The sequence below is a fragment of the Streptomyces swartbergensis genome (assembly GCF_002148965.1).
GTDB classification, from domain to species: domain Bacteria; phylum Actinomycetota; class Actinomycetes; order Streptomycetales; family Streptomycetaceae; genus Streptomyces; species Streptomyces swartbergensis.
Window position 1 is genome coordinate 1 of sequence record NZ_NGFN01000338.1, and the last position, 9,255, is coordinate 9,255.

The 9,255-nt window shown below is 71.8% G+C and carries 7 protein-coding genes and 3 pseudogenes; 5 read left to right on the forward strand and 5 right to left on the reverse strand.

The window, feature by feature from the left end; all coding sequences use genetic code 11:
* Together CA983_RS35390 and CA983_RS35395 are read left to right on the forward strand one after the other, a co-directional pair.
* Positions 1-847, forward strand: a pseudogene (locus CA983_RS35390) (LiaF domain-containing protein); the annotation flags it as partial.
* Positions 834-1,076: a hypothetical protein gene (locus CA983_RS35395; protein ID WP_086604843.1), complete on the forward strand. Its 243-nt coding sequence runs from the start codon at positions 834-836 to the stop codon at positions 1,074-1,076. The pseudogene CA983_RS35390 and the gene CA983_RS35395, both read left to right, overlap by 14 nt.
* A gap of 37 nt (positions 1,077-1,113) precedes the next feature.
* Here the strand turns inward: CA983_RS35395 and CA983_RS35400 are convergent, their stop codons facing one another.
* Both CA983_RS35400 and CA983_RS35405 read right to left on the reverse strand, forming a co-directional pair.
* Positions 1,114-1,644, reverse strand: coding sequence for a DoxX family protein (locus CA983_RS35400; protein WP_167407526.1), 531 nt, complete (start codon positions 1,642-1,644; stop codon positions 1,114-1,116).
* Between the two features lie 159 nt (positions 1,645-1,803).
* Entirely contained in the window at positions 1,804-3,054 is a 1,251-nt protein-coding gene (locus tag CA983_RS35405) for a hypothetical protein (protein WP_086604845.1), read from the reverse strand.
* A gap of 339 nt (positions 3,055-3,393) precedes the next feature.
* Between CA983_RS35405 and CA983_RS35410 the strand changes: the two genes are divergently transcribed.
* Entirely contained in the window at positions 3,394-4,290 is an 897-nt protein-coding gene (locus CA983_RS35410) for a DUF4429 domain-containing protein (RefSeq protein ID WP_086604846.1), read from the forward strand.
* A gap of 30 nt (positions 4,291-4,320) precedes the next feature.
* On the opposite strand, the gene CA983_RS35415 is transcribed toward CA983_RS35410, so the two are convergent.
* On the reverse strand, positions 4,321-5,115 hold the full coding sequence (locus CA983_RS35415) for a class II aldolase/adducin family protein (protein WP_086604847.1): 795 nt from the start codon (positions 5,113-5,115) through the stop codon (positions 4,321-4,323).
* Positions 5,116-5,331: 216 nt separating this feature from the next.
* Here CA983_RS35415 and CA983_RS35420 point away from each other — a divergent pair, with 216 nt between their 5' ends.
* Positions 5,332-5,805, forward strand: coding sequence for a pyridoxamine 5'-phosphate oxidase family protein (locus CA983_RS35420; protein WP_086604848.1), 474 nt, complete (start codon positions 5,332-5,334; stop codon positions 5,803-5,805).
* A 10-nt stretch (positions 5,806-5,815) separates the two neighbouring features.
* Here the strand turns inward: CA983_RS35420 and guaA are convergent, their stop codons facing one another.
* Complete coding sequence (gene guaA / locus CA983_RS35425) at positions 5,816-7,396, reverse strand: glutamine-hydrolyzing GMP synthase (RefSeq protein WP_086604849.1); 1,581 nt, start codon at positions 7,394-7,396, stop codon at positions 5,816-5,818.
* A 308-nt stretch (positions 7,397-7,704) separates the two neighbouring features.
* On the opposite strand from guaA, the pseudogene CA983_RS35430 reads away from it, so the two are divergent.
* Positions 7,705-8,004 (forward strand): annotated as a pseudogene (locus CA983_RS35430) (chorismate mutase); the annotation flags it as partial.
* Positions 8,005-8,532: 528 nt separating this feature from the next.
* Here CA983_RS35430 and CA983_RS35435 read toward each other — a convergent pair.
* A pseudogene (locus CA983_RS35435) lies at positions 8,533-9,255 on the reverse strand (hypothetical protein); the annotation flags it as partial.

Sequence of the window (9,255 nt, forward strand, 5' to 3'; positions counted from 1 at the left end):
GCCGCAGGCGCCGCCGGTGTTCCTCACCTCCCCCTCCTGGTGGCGCGACCCCATCGTCAAGGACGGCACCCACATAGGCGGCACGGGCTACCTCTGGGGCCCCCGCGACTCCCGCGACCTGGACATCGCGGCAGCCGTCAACATCAGCCTCGGTGTCCAGCCCCGCGACCGCGAGGACATGCCATCCCCGCACACCCGGCCCCCCAAGCCGCGCGGCCCCCGCTGGATCGGCGGCTGGGTCTTCCTGCTGGCCCTGTCGGCGGGTGCCCTGGGCACGAGCCTGACCTGGGAACAACACCCGCTCGGCACGAGTCTCCAGACCGGCCTGTCCTGCGCCCTCGCCGTCCTGGGCCTGGGCATAGCGGTCAGCGCCTTCCTGGGGCGGACCGGCGCCGGCTCGATCCTCCTGGCGATCATCACGGCCGGTCTGCTCGCCGGCTCGGCGGCACTGCCCAAGAACATCGGCACACAGTGGGAGCGCACGACCTGGCAGCCCGCCTCGGTGACGGACGTGAGACAGCGGTACGACCTGGGCACGGGCGTCGGCACCCTGGACCTGACCGGGGTGGACATAGGCCGGAACCAGACCGTGACGACACGCGCCGACGTCGGCGTGGGCCAGGTGAAGGTGATCGTGCCCGAGGACGTGACCGTGCGGCTGAGCGTCGACGTGGGGTTCGGAGACCTTCAGCTGCCGGGCGACGACAAGAAGGACGTGGACGTGAAACCGGGCCAGCACCAGGAGATGACCCTCTCCCCCGCCGAGGGCGTCAGGAGGTCGGGCACCATCGACCTGGATCTCCAGGTCGGCATGGGACAGGCGGAGGTGGCCCGTGCTGCGTCATGAACTTCACCCCGGAAAACTGGTCGTCGGCACCGTCCTCGTCCTGGTGGGCGTCCTCTACGCCGGTGACGCGGGCGGCGCTTGGGAGACCCCGTGGTTCGTGGCGATACCTCTCGTCACGGGCGGGCTGTGCCTGGCCGGCGCGGTGGGATTCCTGACGGGCCGTGTACGCCGACGCCGCACGTCGGGCCGTACCACCACCGACGAGCCCGGCCCGGACATGGCGGCCTGACGAGAGCCCCGCCCGCCGCCCGGCTCACTGTCGCTCGCTACCGGTACCCGCCTGCCCTCTGCCGTCGCCGCGACCGCAAGGAGGCATCCACGGAGAGCAGGGGAGCGCCCGCGAGGACGAGGGGGATCCAGGCCATGAGGTAGGCGAGGTCGTTGCCGTAGTAGTACGGGTCGGAGGCCCAGCTCACGGTCAGCCACAGGCTGAGCGAGATCAGCGCGCCGCCGAGTGCGGCCAGGCGGGCGAACAGGCCGAGGAGGGTGCCGATGCCGACGACCAGTTCACCGAAGGCGATGGTGTAGCCGAAGCCGACAGGGTTCTTCAGGGAGAGGTCGACCAGGGCGGGGATGGCGGAGGAGTCACGGACGGCACGCATCATGTCGCCGATCGAGCCGGAACCGGCGTCCTTCATGAAGGCGCTGTCGGTGAGCTTGTCCAGGCCGGCGTAGATGAAGGTGACACCGAGGAAGATCCGCAGCGGGAGGAGGGCGTAGCGGACGGCGGTGTCCCGCCAGTCTCCTCCGCTGCCGAAGTGGGGGGTGTGCGTGTCCGATCTCATGCCGTGAGTCATCGCTGCTAGCCGCCTCTCGCCCGCCGGTGCCGAGACCCCCTCAACAGACCATACGTACGACAAACCGACCCGGCTCAATCCCGTGCGRCGGCTTTTGTTACCGGGGAGCCAGGCCACGAGCGGCACGGCTGCCCGCAGCCAGGCCCGACAAGCCGGCCCTCACTCCGTCACATCAACCGCATACCGGTTCGTCTCCACCCCCGCCGCCGTGACCACTTGCACCTCCACCCGCCCCGGCTCGACATCCGCCGGAACCGGCACAGTCAGCAGCGTGTCCGTCGGGTTGCTGAATCCCCCGGGCACCGGCACCAACGGGACGTGCACATGCACGGCACCGACCCGGACGACCATCCGGGCCAGCCGGTCCGCCCCCTGCGCGCCCGGCGGCACGAACCCGGCGCCCCGGATCTCGATGTCGTCGCCCGTGCGGATCGGCCCGTCCAGGTCCCCCGCCTCCCGCGACCGCACGACGGAGAGGATGACCGGCCGCCCACCCTCCGCGTACTTGCCGGCCAGGTACGTCGCCGCCGACACCAGGACCACCACCGCCGGCCCCCACGGCAGATCCGGCAGCTGGTCCGGCCGCCTGGCCAGCCGTACCGCAGCGAAGACCAGGGCGACGCCGCTGATCACGACGTACTGGATGTCGGCGAAGGTGCCCCGGCCCGCGTCGTCGGTCAGCAGGTCGGCGGCTCGCGGCCGGTCGGCCGGCACCTTCTGAAGCCGCTGCCCCAGCACCCGCAGCCCGACCACCCGCCGCACGAGCACGGCGATCCCGCACACCACGGCGAGCACGGTCACGACGCCCGCCCCGCGGGCGAGTTCCAGCCCGGAGAGCAGCGCGTCCCGGTCGGCGTGCCGGGAGGCTCCCGCCAGCCGTCCGGCCAGCACGAGCACCGAGTAGGCCACGAAGAGCACCCACGCCCCGGCGACCGTACGGGAGGTGGACAGCCGGTTGTCCTCACCGATGAGGGGCGCCAGCGCACCGCCCTTCGCCCGGTGGAACCACGACGCCGCCGTCAGCGCCCCGGCGACCACCAGCGCGGCGGCCAGCCCGGCCGTGCGGGCCGCCGTCCAGCCCGCGCCGACCGCGGTGAGGGACTGCCCGAGCAGCAACAGCACGACGGCCGCCCACACCACACCCGCCGTGCGGCGCCACAGGCCGGCCAGCCAGGCCTTGCCCTCGGCCCGGCCGCGCTCGGCGACGAGTTCCGCGGACTGCGCAAGTTCCTCCGAGACCCACTGGCGGGAGGCCGAGGCGGAGTGGGCCACGGCGGCCGGCAGCCCCTGCCCGGCCGCGAACTCGTCGCGCCTGCGCAGGAACGCGGCGACGGCCCGCCGGTGCCCCTCACGCGCCCCGTGCGGACAGTCCCCGCAGGCGCACCCACCTCCGTGCACACCGCTGTGCATACCTCCGGGCGCACCTCCCCGCACGCCGCCGTGGCCGCCCGCATACCCACCGCCATACGCGCCCGCGGCCCCACCGGTGTACCGCCCCGCATACGCACCCGCGTCCGCATACCCACCCGCATCCGCGCCGCCCTGTCCCGTCTCGCGCACCGTCACGCCCGACGCCCGCCTTCCCGCGACCCAACCACCGTCGGTCTTCCGGACCCCGGAAACACCGCTGCACAACTCCCGTGCGACGACAGCGGATTATCCCTTCACCACGCGGTCCGCGTCCGCCCGGTCCGGTCAGCACGGGTGAACTTCGGCGCGTCGTGTTGACCTGGCTGCGAGAATTCCCTTATGGCCGAGATCATCCAGCGTGACGGGACCTGGGCCTTCGACGGCAGCACGGTCCGGATCACGCCCGGTCTGCACCGCTCCGTGCCGCTGTTCCGGCAGACGTACGGAGAGGTCGCCGTGCCGCTGGAGGCGGTCTCGGGGGTCGCCATGGAACCCGAACGCAAGCGCGCACGGCTCCGGTTGCGGCTGCGGGAGGGCGCCGACCCGCTGCTCCAGGCGACCGGCGGGCGGCTGCCGGACGCGGCCGATCCGTACCGGCTGGCGGTGGACGTCGACCGGACCGGGGTCGCCGAGTACGTCGCCGAGGAGATCCGCCGCGCGCTGCTTCTCGACCGGATCCCGAAGGAGCCGGCGAAGGCCTACCTGCTGCCCGGCCCGCCGGTTCCGGTGTCGGTGCGCTCGTCCGACGGGACGGTCTCCTTCGACGGCACCCGGGTACGGATCGACTGGGCCGACACCTCCGAGCGGGTCAAACGGGCCACCGGCCCGCGCGTCATCGGCCTGGGTGACCTGGTTGGGGTCGAGTGGCTGCCGAACTCCGGCCACGAGGACGGCTTTCTGCGTTTCGTCACCCGCGAGACGGTGTTCGCGAAACTGCCGCCCGAGAAGGACCCGTACGCCCTGGACCTGTGGGGCAGCGCCCGCCGGGACCTGCTGACCGCGCTCGTCGCGACGGCGGTCACCGCGAGGCTGCCGCACCCGTCCACCCGCACCGCGACCGGGAACCACGAGGCCGACACGCACGGCCCCCGCCTTGCGCCCGCCGTACCGCCCGCGGCCGACCACCACGACGTACTGCTGCGCCGCCTGCGCGAGTTGGGCGAGTTGCACCGGGACGGTGTGCTCACCGACGAGGAGTTCGCCATGACCAAGGCGGCGGTGCTCCGCGGCTTCTGACGGACCGACCGCTCAGCTCAGCAGATCCGGTCAGCTCAGCAGATCCGGCTCGCTCCGGCTGACCTCCTGCCACATCGGCTGGTAGTTGATCCATGCCACCAGGTCGCCCCCCACCTGCTCCCGCGTCGCCACCGCCATCCGGTGGTCGATGCGGACCGGCCGCCCGGCCGCCTGCGCCGTCAGCTGCACCTGGCAGGACCGTTCCATCGACACGAACCACCAGGCGGCGGCGTCCACCGAGTCGCCGACGGTCAGCAGGCCGTGGTTGCGCAGCACGAGCGCCTTGCGGGAGCCGAGCGCGGCCGCGATGCGCCGCCCCTCCTCGGCGTCGACRGCGACGCCGGTGTAGGCGTCGTAGAGGGTGTGGTCCTCGTAGAAGGCGCAGCTCTCCTGGGTGATCGGCTCCAGCAGCTCGCCGAGGGCGGCGAGCGCCCGGCCGTGCACCGAGTGGCAGTGGGCGACGGCGACCACGTCGGGGCGGGCGGCGTGGACCTGGGCGTGCACGGTGAAGGCGGCCTGGTTGACGTGGTAGCGGCCGTCGACGACCTGGCCGTCCTGGTTGGCGAGCACCAGGTCGCTCACGGTGACGTGCCGGAAGGGAATCCCGAACGGGTTGACCCAGAAGCAGTCGCTGTACTCGGGGTCGCGGGCGGTGATGTGCCCGGACACGCCGTCCTCGTAGCCGAGCCGCCCGAAGATCCGCAGGGCGCCCGCGAGCCGTTCCTTGCGGTGCCGGCGCTCGTCCTCGAGCGACTCGTGCATCGGCGGCATCGCGAACCGCAGCCGGTCGGTGGGCAGGGGCAGGGGCGGGGTGGGCCCGTGCATAGGTCCTCCAGCGCTGGTTCTACGTACGGGGCGGAAGCTACCGCCGGTCGGGCAGGGAAGAACAGAACCGTTTCGTGAAGATGAGGCGAGTGAGGGTGTGGCGAGCGCCCCGGCGAACGCCCTGTGAGCACCCGTGCGCACCCCTTTCGCCCCGGTCTCCCCGTTCCCACGAATAGCGGACAGAGGATGTCGGGTTTCGGCGCCAGACTCTGACGTATGACAGCGAACTGGGCGGCTTTCGCCACCGCCGAACCGGATCTGGCCGCTACCGTCGAGAAGCGCTTCGGCGCCTACACCCACCACGTCCTCGCCACCCTCCGGAAGGACGGCTCGCCCCGCACCAGCGGCCTGGAGGTGCGGTTCCTGAACGGAGAACTGTGGCTCGGCATGATGCCGAACTCGCTCAAGGCGCTCGACCTGCGCCGCGACCCGCGCTTCGCGCTCCAGGCGAACCCCGGGGAGGGCACGGGCATGGGTGGCGGCGACGTGCGGATCAGCGGGCGGGCGATCGAGATCGACGACGTGGAGACGAAGGCGCGGTACGTCGAAGAGGTGGAACCGCCGGAGCCGTTCCACCTCTTCCGTACCGAGCTCACGGAGGTCGTACGGACCTACGTCGAGGACGACAAGTTCCTCGTCGTCCAGATCTGGACGCCCGGCGAGCCCCTGCGCACGATCAAGCGCACGTAGGGCCTGGGAACTACTCCCACTCGATCGTCCCCGGCGGCTTCGAGGTCACGTCGAGGACGACGCGGTTGACGTCTCGCACCTCGTTGGTGATCCGGGTCGAGATCTTCGCGAGGACGTCGTACGGCAGGCGCGACCAGTCGGCGGTCATCGCGTCCTCGGAGGAGACGGGCCGCAGGACGATCGGGTGGCCGTACGTACGGCCGTCGCCCTGGACGCCGACGCTGCGGACGTCCGCGAGCAGGACCACCGGGCACTGCCAGATGTCCCGGTCGAGGCCGGCCGCCGTCAGCTCCTCGCGGGCGATGGCGTCGGCCTCGCGCAGCAGGTCCAGGCGCTCCTTGGTGACCTCGCCGACGATCCGGATGCCGAGGCCGGGGCCGGGGAAGGGCTGGCGCTGGACGATCTCGTCCGGCAGGCCGAGCTCCTGGCCGACCATGCGGACCTCGTCCTTGAACAGCTTGCGCAGCGGCTCGATCAGCTGGAACTCGAGGTCCTCGGGCAGGCCGCCCACGTTGTGGTGGGACTTGATGTTGGCCGTGCCGGTGCCGCCACCGGACTCGACCACGTCCGGGTAGAGGGTGCCCTGGACGAGGAACTCCACCGCCGGGCCCTCGTCCGCGATGATCTCGGCCTGGGCCTGCTCGAAGACCCGGATGAACTCACGGCCGATGATCTTCCGCTTCTCCTCGGGGTCCGAGACCCCGGCGAGCGCCTTGAGGAACCGCTCCTCGGCGTCCACGACCTTCAGCTGTACGCCGGTCGCGGCCACGAAGTCCTTCTCGACCTGCTCGGTCTCGCCCTTGCGCATCAGGCCGTGGTCGACGTACACGCAGGTCAGCTGGGAGCCGATGGCCTTCTGGACGAGGGCGGCGGCGACGGCGGAGTCCACGCCGCCGGACAGTCCGCAGATGGCGCGCTTGTCGCCGACCTGCTCACGGATCGCGGCGACCTGCTCCTCGATCACGCTGCCCGTGGTCCAGGACGGGGTCAGGCCCGCGCCCCGGTACAGGAAGTGCTCCAGCACCTGCTGCCCGTGCGTGGAGTGCATCACCTCGGGGTGGTACTGGACGCCGTACAGCTTCTTCTCGTCGTCCTCGAAGGCGGCGACCGGCACGACGTCCGTGGAGGCCGTGACGGAGAAGCCCTCGGGGGCGGCGGAGCAGGCGTCGCCGTGCGACATCCACACGGCCTGCTCGGCCGGGGTGCCCTCGAAGAGGGTGGAGGACGACCTGGAGACGTGCAGCTCCGTGCGGCCGTACTCGCGGGCGCCGGTGTTGTCGACGGTGCCGCCGAGGGTCTGCGCCATCAGCTGGAAGCCGTAGCACATGCCGAAGACGGGGACGCCGGCCTCGAAGAGCTCGCGGTCCAGGCGGGGGGCGCCCTCCTCGTACACCGACGAGGGGCCGCCGGAGAGGATGATCGCCGCGGGGTTCTTGGCGAGCATCTCGGCGACCGGCATGGTGCTCGGCACGATCTCGCTGTAGACCCGCGCCTCGCGGACACGACGGGCGATGAGCTGGGCGTACTGCGCGCCGAAGTCGACGACCAGGACGGTGTCGGCGGCGCTGGCAGCGGGAGTCGCTGATGACACAGGGTGCCTTCCGGCGGTGGGGCGGGGGTCTTGTGCCACCCGATTCTACCGGGGCGCCGCAGCACACCGTCCGGGCGCCGGGGACCGGGGCCGTCTCAGGATGCGAACCGTGTTGGACGCCCCTGGGGAGCGGGGCATACTTGCCCCATGCTCCAGCACCAGACGTTCGTCTTTACCTATGGCACCCGGCCCGCCGGCTGCCATGGTCGTGCTGCTTGAGCAACTGACAAGCGACTTCCCAGGCGCCCCGGGCCGACAAGGCCCGGGGCGTCTGCCGTCGTCCGGGCCCTGCCGCTCCGGGGCACCCCTCGACGACAAGGAGCCCCATGAACGCCACCGACGTGACCGGCGCCCGTACCCCCGAGGCCGCCGGCGTGATCACCGGCGCGCGTGAGCGCATCGACGCGCTGGACGACCGGATCATCGGCCTGATCCAGGAACGGGCGGCCGTCTCCGCCGTCATCCAGGAGGCCCGGATCTCCTCCGGCGGCCGGCGCGTGAACCTCTCCCGCGAGATGGAGGTCCTCGGCCGCTACCGGGAGGCGCTGGGCAAGCCGGGCACGGCCCTCGCGATGACCCTGCTGGAGCTGTGCCGCGGCCGGATCTGAATCCCCGTTCCCAGGACAGGCGTGCGCCCCCTTCTCACCCGTACGACGCGTGACCGTCCCGCGAGCCGCCTCGTTGGTCCCGGTGTCCGTGCCAGCCAGGCGCGGGCACGAGAGAAACCACGCGTGGCTCGCTGGAGCGATGAGACGTACGGATCGTGCCGTGCGTCGTGGGACCTCGCTCCGGCGAAGTGACCGGACGGCAGGGGACAGCAGCCCGGTCACCCAAGAGAACGGCCGGCTCCGGGGACGCCCGGGGCCGGCCGGCGGACCTTGCAAAAATGCACCAAGGCTGGGTCGAACGGTTGCGGGCGCCGCATTCATCCAGCACGATGCCTAGACAGCCCAAGCCCTCCCGCGGACACCCGCATGGCCCGACCGCCAGAGGTCGAGACCAATGGTCCGGTCGGGTCGGTCGAGACCAGCGGCGCACCCCCCCGGCGCCGCTTCCAGGCACCGGCGCTGCCCTGACGTCGGTGCTGACGAGAAGAAGGGCCCCGCGGCTCCACCCCGCGGGGCCCTTCGCTCTGCTCAGGTGCGCGACACCGTCCCGCACTCGTCGGGGTCGCGGTCGAGGTCCCTGCTCCGGTCGTACGGATCCGTCGTCGGGCCGCTCGGCGCGGCCCCCGTGGGCTCGCTCGACGAGAACGACGGGTGCAGATAGCCGTCGTGGACGTCGCAGGAGGAGTTGCCGATCTCCTGGTCGTACTCCAGGAGCAGCAGCCGGCCCTGGGTGACCTCGTACTGCGCGGGGTCGGCGAGTTCCACGTCGAGCACCCGGCGCACGATGGTGCGGGTGACCTCGACGGGGCCGTCGGCGCGCACGACGGGGTAGACGAAGGTGTAGTCGGCGCGTACCGCCACGCCTCCGTGCGTTCCCTTCTTGAACGTCATGCGCCCGCGTGTCTTGACCACGTCGCCGACCGGACGTACCTCGTCGGGGTCGAAACGGCTGAACAGCGTCACCGGGTCGTGCTTCTCGCTCGGGGTGCGCAGGGCGGTGTCGAGTTCGTCGAGGAGTTCCGGCTGCTTGGGGTCGAGCACGGAGAGCGCTGCCTCGGGGCGGGCGCCGCGCACCGTCTTCGGGTCGAGGTTGGCGCCCACCAGCAGCTTCTTCGTCAGCTTCAGCGCCTGCCGCACGCGCTCCTCGGGGACCGGGCCGACGGCCTTGGCCTCGGGCAGCACGATGCCGGTCTCGCCATCGGCCCAGCGCAGCGCCGGGGAGCCGGCGAACGGCTTGTCCAAGGTGGGGGT